The organism is Lysinibacillus sp. FW301-JW8 (assembly GCF_058788755.1).
Genome location: NZ_JBYTBB010000043.1, coordinates 1 through 17,377 on the forward strand (window position 1 = coordinate 1; position 17,377 = coordinate 17,377).

Annotated in this window: 19 protein-coding genes; 18 read left to right on the forward strand and 1 reads right to left on the reverse strand. The window is 38.2% G+C overall.

The genetic code is table 11. The features are described from left to right. Window positions 1-149: 149 nt before the first annotated feature. Window positions 150-1,751, reverse strand: a complete 1,602-nt coding sequence (locus AC3WOM_RS16880; protein ID WP_492447681.1) for a PucR family transcriptional regulator — start codon at window positions 1,749-1,751, stop codon at window positions 150-152. A gap of 281 nt (window positions 1,752-2,032) precedes the next feature. Here AC3WOM_RS16880 and AC3WOM_RS16885 point away from each other — a divergent pair, with 281 nt between their 5' ends. The 18 genes from AC3WOM_RS16885 to AC3WOM_RS16970 all read left to right on the forward strand — a co-directional run bounded on the left by AC3WOM_RS16885 (window position 2,033) and on the right by AC3WOM_RS16970 (window position 17,369). Further along, window positions 2,033-3,190: a M20 family metallopeptidase gene (locus AC3WOM_RS16885; protein ID WP_427537876.1), complete on the forward strand. Its 1,158-nt coding sequence runs from the start codon at window positions 2,033-2,035 to the stop codon at window positions 3,188-3,190. 15 nt (window positions 3,191-3,205) lie between these two features. Beyond that, window positions 3,206-4,372 carry an iron-containing alcohol dehydrogenase gene (locus tag AC3WOM_RS16890; RefSeq protein ID WP_427537879.1) on the forward strand — a complete coding sequence of 389 codons (1,167 nt, stop codon included), beginning with the start codon at window positions 3,206-3,208 and terminating at the stop codon, window positions 4,370-4,372. A 24-nt stretch (window positions 4,373-4,396) separates the two neighbouring features. Beyond that, the gene (locus AC3WOM_RS16895) at window positions 4,397-5,881 is read left to right on the forward strand and encodes an aldehyde dehydrogenase family protein (RefSeq protein ID WP_427538384.1); all 1,485 of its coding nucleotides are present in this window, start codon (window positions 4,397-4,399) and stop codon (window positions 5,879-5,881) included. Window positions 5,882-6,128: 247 nt separating this feature from the next. After that, window positions 6,129-6,920: a DeoR/GlpR family DNA-binding transcription regulator gene (locus AC3WOM_RS16900; RefSeq protein WP_492447682.1), complete on the forward strand. Its 792-nt coding sequence runs from the start codon at window positions 6,129-6,131 to the stop codon at window positions 6,918-6,920. 13 nt (window positions 6,921-6,933) lie between these two features. Then, the gene (locus AC3WOM_RS16905) at window positions 6,934-8,199 is read left to right on the forward strand and encodes a class-III pyridoxal-phosphate-dependent aminotransferase (RefSeq protein WP_427537885.1); all 1,266 of its coding nucleotides are present in this window, start codon (window positions 6,934-6,936) and stop codon (window positions 8,197-8,199) included. A gap of 41 nt (window positions 8,200-8,240) precedes the next feature. Continuing rightward, a complete protein-coding gene (locus AC3WOM_RS16910) occupies window positions 8,241-9,254 on the forward strand; it encodes a phosphotransferase enzyme family protein (protein ID WP_492447683.1) in 1,014 nt (337 codons plus the stop codon). Window positions 9,255-9,286: 32 nt separating this feature from the next. Next, complete coding sequence (gene eat / locus AC3WOM_RS16915; RefSeq protein WP_427537891.1) at window positions 9,287-10,693, forward strand: ethanolamine permease; 1,407 nt, start codon at window positions 9,287-9,289, stop codon at window positions 10,691-10,693. 21 nt (window positions 10,694-10,714) lie between these two features. Further along, window positions 10,715-11,458, forward strand: a complete 744-nt coding sequence (locus AC3WOM_RS16920) for an HAD family hydrolase (RefSeq protein ID WP_492447684.1) — start codon at window positions 10,715-10,717, stop codon at window positions 11,456-11,458. Window positions 11,459-11,462: 4 nt separating this feature from the next. Further along, entirely contained in the window at window positions 11,463-11,768 is a 306-nt protein-coding gene (locus tag AC3WOM_RS16925; protein ID WP_492447685.1) for a hypothetical protein, read from the forward strand. A gap of 15 nt (window positions 11,769-11,783) precedes the next feature. Further along, window positions 11,784-13,271 (forward strand): aldehyde dehydrogenase family protein, encoded by a 1,488-nt coding sequence (locus AC3WOM_RS16930; protein ID WP_492447686.1) that lies wholly within the window; start codon window positions 11,784-11,786, stop codon window positions 13,269-13,271. Between the two features lie 14 nt (window positions 13,272-13,285). Beyond that, window positions 13,286-13,567 (forward strand): BMC domain-containing protein, encoded by a 282-nt coding sequence (locus tag AC3WOM_RS16935; RefSeq protein ID WP_053995836.1) that lies wholly within the window; start codon window positions 13,286-13,288, stop codon window positions 13,565-13,567. Window positions 13,568-13,584: 17 nt separating this feature from the next. Further along, window positions 13,585-14,199: a phosphate propanoyltransferase gene (gene pduL / locus AC3WOM_RS16940; protein WP_492447687.1), complete on the forward strand. Its 615-nt coding sequence runs from the start codon at window positions 13,585-13,587 to the stop codon at window positions 14,197-14,199. A 5-nt stretch (window positions 14,200-14,204) separates the two neighbouring features. Beyond that, entirely contained in the window at window positions 14,205-14,813 is a 609-nt protein-coding gene (locus AC3WOM_RS16945) for a hypothetical protein (RefSeq protein WP_427537907.1), read from the forward strand. Between the two features lie 15 nt (window positions 14,814-14,828). Further along, window positions 14,829-15,116, forward strand: coding sequence for a BMC domain-containing protein (locus tag AC3WOM_RS16950; protein ID WP_427537910.1), 288 nt, complete (start codon window positions 14,829-14,831; stop codon window positions 15,114-15,116). 33 nt (window positions 15,117-15,149) lie between these two features. Next, the gene (fabG, locus tag AC3WOM_RS16955; protein WP_427537913.1) at window positions 15,150-15,920 is read left to right on the forward strand and encodes a 3-oxoacyl-ACP reductase FabG; all 771 of its coding nucleotides are present in this window, start codon (window positions 15,150-15,152) and stop codon (window positions 15,918-15,920) included. Window positions 15,921-15,941: 21 nt separating this feature from the next. Further along, complete coding sequence (locus AC3WOM_RS16960; RefSeq protein WP_427537915.1) at window positions 15,942-16,220, forward strand: BMC domain-containing protein; 279 nt, start codon at window positions 15,942-15,944, stop codon at window positions 16,218-16,220. A 12-nt stretch (window positions 16,221-16,232) separates the two neighbouring features. Further along, window positions 16,233-17,093: a phosphate propanoyltransferase gene (locus AC3WOM_RS16965; protein WP_427537918.1), complete on the forward strand. Its 861-nt coding sequence runs from the start codon at window positions 16,233-16,235 to the stop codon at window positions 17,091-17,093. 6 nt (window positions 17,094-17,099) lie between these two features. Further along, window positions 17,100-17,369: a EutN/CcmL family microcompartment protein gene (locus AC3WOM_RS16970; protein ID WP_427537921.1), complete on the forward strand. Its 270-nt coding sequence runs from the start codon at window positions 17,100-17,102 to the stop codon at window positions 17,367-17,369. Window positions 17,370-17,377 lie beyond the last annotated feature (8 nt).

Consider the following 17,377-nt stretch of genomic DNA (forward strand, 5'->3'; position numbering starts at 1 on the left):
GCGTCAGCGGCAAAGCGAGTAGCCTGGAACGGAAATCACCTTCATTTGACTTAGTAGTGTTCACAAAGAGTCCCTTGGCCATTTAGTTTTTCAAAACTATAACAGTCTATTTTTATGTAATCGATAAAAATAGACTGTTTTTGTTATAGCTATTGATAGGTGGGCAGTTGGAGCTCTTCTAGTAAAAAGCCAATATAAAACAAAATTTGATCCTGTAATTTTTCAGGATTGAGCTTTGAGATTTCTTTAATTAAACTAAGGCGATAACGGACTGTATTTTTATGAACGAATAGCTGCTCAGCTGTTTTATTAAAATCGGCATTATTAAATAAAAATACTTTCAGTGTATTATAGAGCTCAGCTGTCTTTTTCTCATCAAATTCCTTTAATGGCATTAAGTATTCCTGCTGAAGAAATGAAGCCTCTTTTATAGGCTGACTGGAGAAAAGGATTCGTTCGAAATTTAATTGTTCAAAATTTATAACCTTCGATAATTGATTTTTTTTCGCTTGTGCAAAATGTAATGACACTAATGCCTCGTTGTAGCTTTTTACAATAGATTGTAAATCATATAACCTGCCAATTCCGCCGAAATAGGCGTTTTTGACATTATATTTGGCTAATAAGTAATCAATTTTTTCACAAATAAAGGCAACATCAATTTCTGCTGTCGCATCTAACAGCATAACTAAATAATTATTGGAATCAAACCCTATCTTGGTTAATGTATATTTTTCTAATAAGAAGATAAAATTTGATGTTAAGATAAGTGTATCTTGTTTGTTATAATCCGGGAATTTTAATTCGATTAAAAGTAATTGATGCGGTTGATCCGTCAAATCCCAATTGACCTCTCTCGAAACACGAATGATCTCCTCAGTACTATTAAATTTTCCATGTAATAAATCTACTAGAAAGCCGCTCCTATTTTGCTGTGAAAGTGAAATAATACTTTTTATCTTTTGTAGCTCAGTTAATAGAATAGCAGTGGCTTGTGAGATGGCCACTTTTTCCCATGGAGCGTGAATATCTTGACTATCCCAAAGAATAATACAGCCTTCTAGATATCTGTTTTCGTAAATCGGCTTCACATACACTTGGATGGGAAGCTCCTGAAAACTTTCTTTCGTTAGGTTTTTTGTTTTAATAATATGGATAATGTCTGAAGTGATTTCTTCATAAACAGGCGTTAATTCAAATGAGCTATACAACTTATCGATAGAATGTAAATAAATAGTAGTCTTTTGGAAAGTTAATTTTTCAATTAATAGTGGTAATTGTTGAAAATCGGTTTTTGATAATAAAAAATATTGGAATTCCTCATAGATATTCTTTACTTTTTCTAATTCAAGTCTTTGTTCATTATTAATATGATTGACAATCGGAATAATCATATCTGCCCAAGCAATTTGGTTGTCTAGCTCAACAATAACAATCTCATATTGTTCTGCAAAATTCTGCACGTCTATGGAAATAGACGGAATATGCCGACCAATTTTAATTCCTAAGGCACTGACTCCTTTTTCAGAGAGTGTCAGAATTAATTTTTTTAATGTTTCATCTAAACTGTTTTCGTTTGTTAAGAATGGAAAACCTGTTGTAAGAATGAAATTTCCCCGTTCAATCCAAGAAAACCCATCTGGTGCGTCTACGATAGTAGCTCCTGTTACTTCCTTTTCCAATAAATCCTTTCCAGCGATAATCTTAGCATGTGTAAATTCTTGTAAAATCATAACATCTTTTATCCGCAAGTTAATCACCTCATAAATGTATTGATGAAAAGGTGATTATGTATGCTTAGAGCAACGCAGTAGTAATTTTATTTTATATAAAAATGGAAGCATTCTTTTGGCTCTTAGCCAAAAAATACAATGCTATAGTAAGTGAAAGGTGAGATTACTAGTATAATACACTAAAATTTTGTAATTTTCACTTATTTTTAGATTTGTAGCTTGATTGTTCTTGACAATTTTGGGTAAAAGCATCCGCTACATATCTATTGTGATACCAGTCTAGGAAGGGAGGTGTTATTTTGATCAATGAAGAAAGAGCGACACAATTTTTACAAACTTTAGTTCAAATCAATAGTGTCAATCCACCTGCTAATGAGCTGGTAGTTGCTCATAAAATAGCTGAGCATTGTACGAGCTACGGCTTAGATGTCGATATTCAAATGATAGATGATGCTAGAGCAAACATCATTGTAAAGTTATTGAGCCATGCAAAGGAGAAAAAAGCATCATTGCTATTTAGTGGTCATCTGGATACAGTTCCTGTTGGAGATGTACCTTGGGATTACGAGCCTTTTTTGGCTGAAATCATTGATGGCAAAATGTATGGCAGGGGAACGACAGATATGAAAGGTGGAGTAGCTGCTTTACTAGAGGCAATGATTATGTTAAAGGAAAAAAAGATTCCTTTAAAGGGAGATTTATTGTTTTTAGGAACAGCAGGTGAGGAGGTGGATTGCATAGGTGCAAAACAAGCCATTGAAACTGATATTATAAAAAATGCAGGTGCCATTATTATTGCTGAACCGAGCAGCGGAGAGATTTTTTGTGCACATAAGGGTGTCTTGTGGTTAGAGATTGAAACTTTCGGTAAAACAGCACATGGTTCAATGCCTCAAAATGGTATAAATGCTATTACGCATATGCATAAAATTATAAGCGCTTTACAGACTTATTCATTTAGAGCAGTAGAAGATCATCCTTTACTAGGTCGACCAACACTTGTCATTAGTACGATAAAAGGGGGTGTTACTACCAATGTAATACCTGATTATTGTGCTATACGTATAGATATTAGATCCACACCATTGCTATCTCATCAAGAAATAGTAGAGGATATTAAAGAAATTATTGGGGAAATTCAAAAGACAGTTCATGACTTCAATGCAAAGGTCCATGTGATTCACGATTTAAATTCCATTGATTACTCAGGCAGTCAAGCATTATTAGCACAATTGAAAGCGGTGAAAAATGAGTTATCCAATGTGACGTTATTGGAAAAGGGTGTTAATTATTATACAGATGGCTCTGTTTTTTCAACTGCTACCAATGCACCTATTATCATCTATGGTCCTGGCAATGAAAATTTAGCACACCAGCCAAATGAACATATTGAAATGAATGCATTTTTTGATGCTATTGAATTTTATAGTGTTTTTGCAGAGAGATATTTAACTTGATAGGGAGGATTAACGATGAATGCATACTCGGAAACAGTTTTTAATGCCAAAACGAAGATTTATACGGGCGTATCTTCTATAAAAAAATTAGGACTTGTTCTACAAGAAATGGGTGCTCATCGCATTTTGATGGTAGCAGATCAAGGGATTAAGCACTCGGGTATTTTAAAAAATGTACTTGGTGAAATCCCTGAAAATATTGAGGTTTTGATATATGACGAGGTAAAACCTAATCCAGATGTTGCAAGTATTGATGAAACTGCCAATATCTATAGGAAAAAGGAGATATCAGCTTTAGTCGCTGTAGGTGGAGGTAGTGTAATTGATAGTGCCAAGGCTTTAGCGATTATGCTAACAAATGAGAGCTCTATTTCAGCCTATTATGGCTTCGATCAATATGCTGAAAAAGCACTTCCGTTAATTGCTGTTCCAACAACGGTAGGAACAGGGAGTGAAAGTGGAAATGCAGCAGTTATTACGGATGAGACAGAGGGATTGAAAACAAAAAAATTAGTTTTTGGAGAAGATTTATTCCCTAGAGTGGCGATATTAGATGGAAGCTTATTACGTGCTATGCCAAGCGGTCTAATAGCCTCTACAGGGATGGATGCGTTAACACATGCTATTGAGGGGTATGTATCTATTTGGAGCTCGCATTTTACGGATGCACTTAATTTACATGCAGTAAGAGTAATTGGAAAATCATTATTACCTGCGATTGCCCATAGTGAAAATACGGAGGCTATGCATGGCATGTTATTAGCTAGTTCTATTACAGGCTTAGGAATGGCTAATTCAGGGTTAGGAATGGTGCATGGGATATCACATGCTATCGGTGCGCAGTATGATGCTCCACATGGTATTGTCAATGCTATTCTATTGCCTTATTTACTAGAATACAATTGGATTGCTAATCCTGAGAAATTTAAAGATATTGCTGAAGCCTTACGTGTCAATATTGAAGGGCTTTCAGTAGAAGAGGCAGCCAAAGCAGCTGTTGCCTATGTGAAGAACCTAACGAAAGAAGCGGGAATTCCTGAGAAGTTGGGTGCCATAGGTGTAAGCAAAGATCAAATCGATGTTTTAGTTGATATTGCCTTCCATGATGCGCAGTACATGGTGCCGAATCCACGTAAAATGTCTAGACAGGACATCTATAATATTTTAGATCAATCAATCTAACAAGGAGGTCTATCTATGCTAGAGATGAAATTACCACAGGCAATTGAATTATTACCTAAAGTGCAAGCTTTTTTAGAGGAAACAAAGGGGTTATATATTAACGGAGAATTTACTCAATCAAAAGCTGGTAAAACCTTCGAAACCATAAATCCTTCCACTGGAGAAAAAATAACGGATGTATATGAAGCCCAAGCGGAGGATATAGATGCAGCAGTGGAAGCAGCAAGAGATGCTTTTGATCATGGACCATGGTCAAAAATGGATGCTGCTCAAAGAGCATTAATGATGCTAAAACTAGCGGATTTAATGGAAGAGCATAAAATGGAAATCGCTCAGATTGATGCCATGGATAATGGTAAGCCGATTAATGAGGTGTTGGGAAATGATATTCCAAATGCTGTTGAGCAATTTAGATATTTTGCTGGCTGGGCAACGAAGAATATGGGACAAGTCCTGCCTGTAGCGGGGAATTTTCTAAATTATACAAGACATGAGCCAGTAGGTGTAGTGGGGCAGATCATTCCATGGAATTTTCCGTTTATGATGGTTTCCTGGAAAGTTGCACCTGCATTAGCAACCGGGTGTACTGTTGTCCTTAAGCCAGCAGAACAAACACCGTTGTCTGCTCTTTATTTTGCCCAGTTGGTGACAGAGGCAGGCTTTCCTCCAGGTGTTATTAATATTGTGCCTGGCTTTGGTCCAATTGCAGGAGAGGCATTAGTGATAAATGAGAAAATCGATAAAATTGCCTTTACCGGCTCTACAGATGTAGGAAAAGGTATTATGAAAAAAGCAGCTGACACAATGAAACGAGTGACATTAGAGCTTGGAGGAAAGTCTCCTAATATTATTTTGCAGGATGCTGATTTAAGTACTGCAATTCCAGGTGTTCTTTCAGGTATAATGGCCAATCAAGGTGAAGTTTGTAGTGCAGGTTCAAGAGTATTTGTTCATCGTAGCCAGTCTGAGGAGATTATTAAACAAATGGTGAGTTATGCTACAAAAATTCAACAGGGTCATGCTTTAAATTTTGCAACACAAATGGGAGCACTCGTTTCAGAAAAACAGCTAAATCGTGTTAAAAACTATATTGAAATAGGTGTCGAGGAGGGAGCAACATTAGCATGTGGTGGTAAATCGGCTGACAATGGCTATTATATGGAGCCTACTATTTTTACAAATGTTTCTGATACGATGACAATTGCACAAGAAGAAATCTTTGGACCAGTTGTTGTTGTGCTGGAGTATGATAGTTTGGATGAATTAGTAGAAAGAGCAAATAGGTCGAATTTTGGGCTGGCAGCAGGCATTTGGACACAGAATTTAAAGCATGCGCATTCATTAGCCGCAAAATTAAAGGCAGGTTCAGTATGGGTGAATTGCTATAATATGACAGACCCTGCTTCTCCTTTTGGAGGGTATAAACAATCGGGCATTGGTAGGGAAATGGGCGTGTATGCTCTACAAAATTATACTGAAGTGAAGAGTGTTTGGATTAATTTGGATTGATGTTGTATTTTAATGAAACTAAACAAGTTCCCTAGTTATCATAAAACAACTAGGGAACTATATTTTTGTAGAAAAATATAGTTTTAAGGAGAAAAAATAACCGTAATTTAGATAAATTTAATATTTATAGTATTGACAATTGTCTAACTATTCTATAAAATTCAAAACAAATCCACATAAATACAGAATTTGAATGTTGAATTTGTGGATTTTGTTGGATTTTACTATGTGTTTGGAGTGATTGTGTATGTCCCTTTCGTTTGAGGAACGCAAAAAAGTAATTTTAGATATTTTAGATTTAGAAGGCAAAGTGAAGGTAAGTGATGCCGAACAACTATTAAACGTATCAGGTGAGACTATACGTAGAGATATGGACCGATTGGAGAAGGAAGGGCTCCTACACAAAGTTTATGGAGGTGCCGTGAAAGCTAAAGAAAAGTATGAACGGACATTTGAACAGAAAACTTCACTCAACAACTTAGAGAAAAGAATGATATGCAAGGCTGCAGCGAGTATTGTGGAGGATGGAGAAATTATTTTTATTGGTCATGGTACAACAGCCTATGAAATCGTTCGTTATTTAAGTGATAAACCAAATGTAATAGTGGTAACAAACTCTCTCCCGGTTCTATCATTAGCCGCAGAATGCTTCCAGGGCAAGGTGCTTTTTGCAGGAGGTGAATATGAGCATCGACAAAAATTTATGGGTGGTCCATTAGCTGATATATTTTTTAATCAATTAAAGGCAAATAAAGCCTTTGTAGCTGCTGGTGGAATTTCTTTAAATGATGGCATTACAGACTATGATATTACTGGTGCCGCGATTTCAAAGAAATTAATAGAGCGAGCTGAAAATACGATTATTTTAGCGGATCACACGAAATTTGGAGTCTCCACATTTGCGCACATTTGTCATTTGGAAGATATTGCCATGGTGATTACAGATCAAAAAAGTTCTACACAATGGCAAGAACGCTTGGCCCAGAAAAAGGTTGAACTATTAATAGCAGGTGAAATTTTGGAGGATGTCAACGTATAGGAAGGTGGAAAACATGGATTATTTTGCGAATAAACAAGCAACCTTACAGAAATCAATTGACTGGTGGAATCCAGGGAAAACAAAGCAATGGCAAGTAGATGGCGTTGATCTCGTCATCGGAAAAAGAGAAGGCTATTACTTTTATGATGTAGATGGCAAAAAACTAATGAATGCCCATTTAAATGGCGGAACTTATAATTTAGGTCATCGTAATCCAGAAGTTATCGCCGCATTAATTGAAGGGACAAATTACTTCGATATTGGTAATCATCATTTTCCTTCAACAGCTCGTGCACAATTAGCTGAAAAATTAGCTGCCTGCACGCCAGATGGTTTAAAATATACGATTTTCTCAAGTGGTGGTAGTGAAGCGATTGATGTTGCCTTAAAATGTGCTCGCTATGCTACAAAACGTAAAAAAACCATTTCGATTAAAAATGGCTACCATGGACATAGCGGTTTAGCCGTGTCATTAGGGAATGAACGCTATTCTAAGCCTTTTTTAAGTGAAGGTGATCCAAGTGAATTTGCACATGTTCCGTTTAATGATTTAGCGGCGATGGAGCGAGAGCTTTCCAAAGGAGATGTAGCGAGCGTTATTATCGAAACAATTCCGGCGACATATGGTTTCCCATTGCCAAATGCTGATTATTTATCAGGTGTGAAGGCATTATGTGAACGCTACGGTGCACTATATATTGCAGACGAAGTACAAACAGGGTTAATGAGAACTGGAAAGCTCTGGGGTATTGAACATTATGGTGTGAAACCGGATATTCTCGTGACAGCTAAAGGTTTAAGTGGAGGTATCTATCCAATTGCTGCTACTGTTGTGAATGAGCGAGCTGGCGGTTGGATGGTAGAAGATGGACTAGCTCATATTTCTACTTTCGGTGGTGCTGAGCTTGGATGTGTTGTTGCCATGAAGGTATTAGAAATTTCTCAACGACCAGAAGTGGTCAAAAATGTGGAATATGTCGCACGTTATTTACGTTCAGGATTAGAGCGTATCCAACAGCAATACCCAGATTTCTTTGTTGGCATACGTCAATTAGGGGTTGTCATGGGGTTAGAGTTTAATCATCCTGAGGGTGCAAAGCATGTAATGAGCTCCTTGTACAAGCATGGGGTATGGGCAATTTATTCAATGCTCGATACACGAGTTCTTCAGTTTAAACCAGGCTTATTATGCGATAAAGCATATTGTGATGAGTTACTTGAAAAATGTGAAGCGGGTATTAAAGAGGCTGCACAGCTTGTAAAGTTTGCTCGTTATTGAATGTAGAAAGATTGGCGATTTGTAAACAAGGGGGTTTTCAAATGGGACAAATGGATTTCTTAGACTTAGAGGTTGTACTATCTAATTTTCATCAAGCAGCGCATAATGCCTTGAAGGAATTCGGCTGTTTAGCAGGCGCATCCCGCAAAATGATAGACTATTCCGAAAATTCTACGTATTTAGTAGAGGATGGACAAGGTGAAAAGTATATTTTGAGAATTAGTCGACCGAATTATCATAAGAAAGAAGAGATAGAAGCGGAGATTGCTTGGCTAAACTCATTACATGAGCAATCTCCCATCGATGTATCATTACCAATTCGAGCAGATGACGGTGACTACGTACATGCTCATGAATTAAATGACACAATCTATTATAGCACATTATTTACATTTTTGGAGGGAAATGCGCCCGATGAAAATAATGAAGAAGATTTAATTCAACAATTTGAAACATTAGGAACGATAACAGCGATGTTCCATAAGCATACAATTGAGCAGCATGGGTATTATAAAGATTTTAAACGCATGACGTGGGATTATGACACGATTTTAGGAGACTCACCGAAATGGGCTAGATGGCAGGATGGACTTGGTATAACACCTTCACGTCTAGCTTTATATGAAGAAGCATCTCTCATTATTAATAAGAAGTTAGAAGTATTCGGTAAAAGCAAGACAAGGTTTGGGCTTATACACTCAGATCTACGCCTAGCCAATTTATTAATTTGTGGAGATGAAATAAAAGTTATTGATTTTGACGATTGTGGATTTGGTTGGTTTTTATATGATTTAGCCACGTCAGTAAGCTTTATAGAGCATATGCCTTACCTGGATGATTTAATTGCTTCTTGGTTAAAAGGCTATAGCAAAATCAGAATTTTAACGGATGACGAAATTGAAATGATTCCAACATTTATTTTAATGAGAAGACTACAACTTATTTCTTGGATAGGTAGCCGCGATAATGAAACAACAAGATTACTAGGTGAAAACTATACAGTACAGAGTGATGCTTTAGTGAATGCATATTTGGAGAAAAGTAGAGTACGGTAACATCTAAATAATGAGAAAAGGTGGCGAATGCTATGTCTTCTAAAAAGGGTGAAATAATTGTATTAAAGAAAGCCCTTACACCGATTCACTTATGGACAATTGGTGTTGGGATTGTTATTTCTGGAAATTATTTTGGATGGAATTTTGGATTAAGTCAATCTGGCTACTTAGGGATGCTAATCGCTACAATATTTATGGCTATTATGTATTTAACAATGACCTTAGGAATCTCAGAATTATCGACGATGTTACCGTATGCAGGTGGACCATACTCTTTTGCTAGACGTGCAATGGGAAGATATATTGGTTTTATTACAGGAATTGGAGTTGTGCTTCAGTATGTGATTGCAGCACCGATTATTGCCATAGGTATCGGCGGCTATATAAGCTTTTTATTCCCATCTGTTCCGACAGTAGTAGCAGCAGCTTTCATGTATGCTCTCTTCATGGGTGTCCATATTATGGGTATTAAAGAATATGCAACAATTGAAATGGTGCTTGTCTTTATAGCGCTTGGACTATTAGTATTAATGTATTTCGTTGGATTACCACAAATTAATGTGGCTCATTTATTCCCTGAAAATGGTGATTTAATACCTGGTGGATTTAAAGGGGTTTGGTCTGCCTTACCATACGCTATGTGGTTATTTTTAGCCATTGAAATGCTGCCAATGCTATCTGAGGAGACGAGAGATGTACAAAAGGACATGCCAAAGGGCTTAATCTCTGGAATGATCACATTATTAGTATTGTCCGTTCTAACGACAACTGTGGCAATAGGTCTTGCTGGTATTGATGTTATGACTGTAGCGGAAGATCCACTTCCAGCAGCAATTGCAGCAGCGTTTGGTAATACGTACTGGCTGGCTCAAATCTTAGCTTCTGTAGGATTAGTTGGATTAATTGCTAGTTTCTCAGGTGTTATTTTAGCTTACTCACGTCAAGTTTATGCCTTATCTCGAGCAGGTTATTTACCAAGCATTTTAGCAAAGATGCATAAAAAGCGTCAGACGCCTTATATGGCAATTATTTTACCAGGCTTTATTGGTCTAGCACTTGTTATCTTATTCAATCCTGATGATCTCATTTTAATTTCTACATTCGGGGCATTAGTGTCTTATATTACGATGAATTTATCAGTGTTGATTTTACGTAAAAAAGAGCCAAATCTTGTAAGAACATTTAAAACACCATTATATCCATTTACACCAATTGTTTCCTTAGTGCTAGCAGTTATTGCTATCTTTGCAAGTTTCTTTGCCAACTTTACATTTTTCATCGTGTCGTTAGCAGTTTTTGCTGCTGCAAGTATCTACTATTGGATTTGGGCTCGTCATCAAATTAACGAAGATGCTCCAGAAGAACGCTTTGCCAAAGAAGCGACTACTTCACATGAAAGTCAGGTTACTGGAGCACCCATTGAAGCGATTAGAGAATAGAGTAAAAGGATGTGTCCTCCAATGAATCAAGTAGAGTGGATTATTTTTGATAAGGATGGAACCATTATTGAAATGGATTCTTTATGGATATCATGGGCCACAAATTTTTACCTTCATTTAACTGAAAATTCGGATTTTAAAGTTAGGTTTACATTGCAGGAGTTTTTAAAAAATATAGGTGTAAAAGACAATGGTCGCTCCATCGATCCAACAAGTCCATTAGCCATTGGAAGTATACAAGAAGCAGAAACGATTGTCGCCTATTTACTTTACCAAGAAGGAATAGCGTGGAGTAAGGGTGTGACATTAGCGAGAGCTGCAGCAAGTTTAGCTACTGCTCAGCAAGAGGATGTAACTGTAAAAGAACTACCAGGTATTCGACAGCTATTAATGGCTTTAAAAAATAGTGGGATAAAATTAGGCGTTATCACAGCCGATTTAACTGATCGAGCGGAGATTCATCTTAAACGGCTAGATATTCTAGAGCAATTTGAATTTGTTTTAGGAAGTGATCAAGCAGTTTATAGCAAGCCATTTCCAGACTTGGCTTATGTGGCAAGGGAACGCTATCATGTGCCACTTGAACGGACAGTGATGATTGGTGATTCCAATGCTGATATGCTTTTTGCAAAAAACGCAGGCATGCTATTTTCCGTCGGCATTATCCCAAAAGAAGTTTATCCGAAAGATTATCTACCAGATGCTACGAAAATCATTGAATCCTATGATGAATCATTAGTAGCTATGTTTGTAAAAAAGGAGTGATTATATGGACCATCAATTGATTGCAAAAATTACTGAGTTAGTAATGGAGAAAATTTCACAAACTTCTCAATCGGATGGTAGCTATCAAGGCCTAACACAAGGCGAGCTGCAAGAATGGCAGTCATTTCACCTGATGAATTCAAACGTGAATACGTCTCAACAGCCTGTCGTTGCTACTAGTGTATATGAGGCTTTATCTGCACAGGAGCTGCAAAATTGGGATAGCTTACATCAACAGCAAGCATTCGTTGTCTCTAAATCAGCACCGTCTCCAACAAACGACTTAATCGCCATTAAAAAGTTTTCATGATGGGAGGGTGGTCGAATGATTAAGGATCAAGATTTACTATCTATTCAAGAGGCAAGGGATGCTGTTATAGCAGCATCTAGTGCCCAAAAAAAGTTTTCTAGCTTTTCGCAAGAACAGGTGGATCGAATTATCGAAGCAATCGCTCAAGAAGCCTTTGAGCAAGCAGAGCATCTGGCAATACTAGCTGTAACAGAAACGCAGATGGGTGTCATTGAGCATAAGAGAATAAAAAATGAGCTCGCTTCAAAAGGTGTCTATGAATCAATACGTGATGAAAAAACAATCGGTATTGTACAGGAGGATTATGTGGCACAGCAGATAGAAATTGCTTATCCATATGGGGTTATTGCAGCAGTATCACCTGTTACAAATCCAACTGCTACCGCGATTTATAAAACACTAATTGCCCTGAAAGCTCAAAATGCAATTGTCTTCAGTCCCCATCCAACAGCTGTCAACTGTACGATTGAGGCATTAAAAATATGTCATCAGGCAGCTATTCGTGCAGGTGCTCCGGAGGGATTGATTCAATGGATTACCCATCCAACATTAAAAGGAACAGAGGCATTAATGCAACATAAAGACGTACAGTTAATTTTAGCGACTGGAGGATCAGGACTGGTGAAGGCTGCCTATAGCTCAGGTAAACCTGCATATGGTGTTGGACCAGGAAATGTCCCTGCGTACATTGATCGCACGGCAAATATAGCTCGCGCTGTTCAGCAAATTATGGATAGTAAGTCGTTTGATAATTCTACTATCTGTGCAACGGAGCAGGCGATTGTAGTCCATCAAGATGTAAAGGATCAAGTAATGACAGCTTTAGCTAACAATGGAGCTGTGCTTCTAAAAGGAGAAGACAAGGAAAAATTAGCAAAAGTTATTTCTCCTGTCCCACGTACACTCAATAGCAAAATTGTGGGCAAACCAGCTACAGTTATCGCCAAAATGGCGAATATTGATGTTCCTTCATCTACAAGAGTATTAGTGGCTGAGGAGCATCTAATAGGAAAAGAATATCCATTTTCCATGGAAAAGCTATCGCCGATTTTAGGACTGTATACCGCCAAATCTCATGAGGATGCGGTAACAATATGCCAACAATTATTAGATGTTGGCGGTAGGGGGCATAGTTTAGCAATTCATGCTCAAGATGAGCGCTTTGTCAAAGAGTTTGCTGCACAAATGCCAGTGTCTAGAATTTTAGTCAATACATTGGCATCAGTGGGTGCTGCTGGCGGTACTACAAGCTTAATGCCTTCCTTTACATTAGGCTGTGGGGCATATGGTGGAAATATTACAAGTGATAATATTTCAGCTCGTCATTTAATCAATAAAAAACGAGTTGCTTATGGCATCAAGGAACTCTCGATACCGAAGCCACAACATCCCAAAAATATACAAGAAATATCCCCTTCATTTCAAGTTAAAGAAGAAACACAATTGAATGCAACTATGATTCAAAAAATAGTAGAAGAAATCGTTACAAAATTAAGTGTCTAGAGGAGGAATTTTAAATGAGCGTGGAAATTAATGGAGCATTAGGAATGATTGAAACTAGAGGGTTAATTGGATCTATTGAAGCAGCAGATGCTATGGTGAAAGCTGCAAACGTTAATATTGTAGGTAAAGTGCATGTTGGTGGAGGAATTGTCACAGTTTTAGTAACGGGAGATGTGGGAGCAGTTAAGGCCGCAACAGATGCAGGCTCTGAGGCAGCACGTCGCGTTGGCGAGTTATTATCAGTGCATGTGATTCCACGTCCGCATTCAGAACTATTAGCCATTTTACCGAAATAAGAATTGGAGGTGTTTAGATGACAAACCATCAAACGCTTGTGTCTAATTCTGCAGCTGGTGCGATCCCCATTGCTGTATCAGCTCGCCATTGTCATGTCAGTGAAGAGGATTTCTTTCATTTATTTGGCGCAAATGCACAACTAGAAAAGTGGAAGGATCTTTCCCAACCGGGCCAATTCGCTGCAGAGCAAGTTATTACTATAAAAGGTCTTAGAGGTCAAATTGATAAGGTTCGGGTATTAGGACCATTCCGTCAGGATACACAAATTGAAATAAGCCAAACGGATGCAATAAAGCTAGGTGTTTCCCCACCTATTCGTATGTCAGGTGATTTAGAAAAATCTTCTCCGATTACTTTAATAGGAACACATGGAATATTGCATAAAGAAAACGGGCTTATTATTGCACAGGCTCATATTCATATGTCCGAAACAGAGGCAGCTTCATTCAATGTAACGGATCAAGAAATTGTGAAGGTAGAAATTACGAATGAGGTTCGCCAAATTCAAATTATGAACGTAGTTGTTCGTGTGTCACCAAATTTCAGACTAGAGATGCATATTGATACAGATGAGGCCAATGCAGCATCTATCATTGCTGATCAAACTGGAAAGCTCATGAAAATGGGGTGACATAAATGGATATGCAAGCATTACAACGCCTTATTCAAGAAGTGGTAACTACCATTGTGAGCACGAATAAAAGAGTATTGATTGTTCATCCCCAAACAACAATCTCAAATAGGCAGGTTGAAACATTAAAAAGCTATTTCCAAGTGGAGGAGTGGCATGCGGATACCCCATCCCAAATGTTTCATGATGCAATAGTATTTCTTGAAGTTGATCAGTCTTTCATTGTCAGCAGTGCACAAGGATTGCCCCATTCCCCGGCATCCTTGTTCCTGACTGAATTATTACTGAAAGATGAGCCAGCTATTTTAGTTCCTGATGATAAAATGTCTGTCGTATTTACAACGAAGGAACCAAATGCTTACATGAAAATGCTTCTGCAGCACATAAAAAATTTACAGGTATTTGGCTGTGAGTTTCAGTTATTCTCACAGCTTATACCTTATATCAAGGATAAGGAAAATCTCATTCATTATGATATTCAAGCCGATTTTATTACAGAGGAAATGATTAGATCATACAAAGGGCAGCAGCTAAAAATTCCATTGCATACAAAGATTACACCACTTGCCCTTGATCTGATTCATGAGAAAGGCATTCGTATTCTAAGAAACTAGCAGGAGTGTTGTTACATGACAAAATCGATTGGTATTGTGGAAACGAGAGGTCTTGCCATTTCTATTCAAATAGCAGACGCCATGTTAAAAGGAGCAAATATTAGATTGCTTCGACAAGAAACAATTGATTTAGCACTTGTAACAATTGCTATTGAAGGTGATACGGAGGCAATTCGGGAAGCAATTGAAATTGGTACAAAAATGGCCAAAGCTGCTAACCAATGGATTGCCTCTACTACTATTTTACGCCCAGAAGATGCTGTTAATGGTTTAGTGATGGAAATTGCTAAAAAACCGACTTAATCACACAATCATTTGAAAAGGTGGGAGATGGATTTGAAAGTAGATTTATCTGGGAAGGTTGTTATTGTTACTGGTGGAAGTAAAGGAATTGGTAAAGGCATTGCGACAGTGTTTGCAAAGCAAGGTGCTCATGTTGTTATTGCTGCAAGAGGCTTAGAGCATGCGACAAAATTAGCATCTGAACTACAGATGCAAGGCTACTCTGCTTCAGGGGCGGCTGTCGATGTAGAAAGCTATGAATCTGTGGAAAATATGGCACAAGAGGTTGCTAGTAAATATGGTGCCATCGATATTTTATGCTCAAATGCGGGCATTTTTCCATCTGTCAAGCTAGAGGATATGAGCACAGACCAATGGGATCATGTATTAAATGTTAATGCAAGAGGAACGATGTTCGCTGTGAAAGCATGTGCTCCTTATTTAAAGAAAGCGGATTATGGAAGAGTCATTATTACCTCCTCCATTACAGGTCCAGTGACAGGATATGCAGGGTGGACACATTATGCAGCAAGTAAAGCGGCACAGCTTGGTTTTATGCGAACTGCAGCACTTGAATTAGCACACTATAATATTACCGTTAATGCAGTTCTTCCAGGCAATATTGCAACAGAAGGATTAGATGGTCTTGGAGAGGAATATTTGCAGAAGATGGCAAAGGCTATTCCATTCGGTGGATTGGGCAGTGTTGAGGATATTGCCTATGCAGCACTATTCCTCAGCAGCAAGGAGGCAGGTTTTATTACAGGACAATCCATTATTATTGATGGTGGACAAACATTACCAGAAGATGCTGAAGCATTTTGATAACGTAGGGGGAATTGAAGTATGAATAATTTTGGAGCATTAGGAATGATTGAAACAAAGGGGCTAGTTGGCTCCATTGAGGCAGCAGACGCAATGGTAAAGGCTGCCAATGTCAATATCATTGGTAAGGTACATGTGGGTGGAGGGATTGTTACAGTCCTTGTACGTGGTGATGTAGGTGCTGTGAAAGCAGCAACTGATGCAGGAGCGGCAGCTGCACAGCGTGTAGGAGAACTGTTGTCTGTTCATGTGATTCCACGCCCACATGCAGAGTTAGAAGCGATTTTACCGTTGGCTTAGAAGTGAGGTGGAATGATGAATCAACAAGCAGTAGAGCAAATTGTCAATGAGGTCATTGCCGAATTACTACAAACAAAGCAAGAAGCACCTATTACACAATACGACATTCCCATCGGTATTTCAGCAAGGCATATCCATTTGAAACAAGAGCATGTGGAGCATCTCTTTGGCAAGGGAGAACAATTAACAGCAAAAAAGATGCTGTCACAACCAGGGCAGTTCGCAGCTAATGAAACATTAATAATTGTTGGACCAAAGGGCAGTATTTCAAATGTCCGTGTTTTAGGTCCTGCTCGTTCCTTAACACAGGTTGAAGTTAGCCATACAGATGCTATTGCATTAGGCATTCAGCCGCCAATAAGAGAATCAGGCAATATTGAAGGATCAGCGAGCTGTACGTTAGTTGGCCCAAAAGGCAGTTTATATTTGCATGAGGGTGTCATTATTGCCCAGGCGCACATCCATATGTCACCAGGAGAAGCAGACGGGTTGAACGTTTTTGATGGAGAGTATGTTTCAATAAAAACTCAAGGGATCCGACCCGTGACTTTTCATCATGTGAAAGTACGAGTTTCAGAGCGCTATCGTTTAGAGATGCATATTGATACGGATGAAGCAAATGCTGGCTTCCTAAAATCTGGTGCAACAGGTACTTTACTAAAAGATAATGCGGAAGAGCTTACGTATAATTCCTCTCAAAAAGCAACTGCCGTTCAGACGAATGAAATTAATGAAAGAATAATTACTGAAAAGGATTTATTAGCGTATCAGGGACAAACAATTATTGTTCCTCAATTCACCAGATTTACTGCACTCGCAATGGATGCGGTGGTAACTTTAGGGATTTCTATACAGTATAAAGATGAAGGATGATGATGCATGCGTATAGGTACAGTCGTAGGGAATATTTGGGCAACACGTAAAGAAGAAGGGCTTCAGGGATTGAAATTACTCATTATACAACCTAAAAAAACAGATGGACAGCTTGGAGATGAGCAAATCGTTGCGGCAGATCGACTTGGTGCGGGTGTTGGAGATGATGTGATTTTAACGATGGGCAGTGCTGCTGTTCGAAGCTTTTCAAAGGAAACAATTTGTCCAATTGATGCCATCATTGTAGGCATAATTGATGCAACAGAGGGATCGTGAGGTGAGAG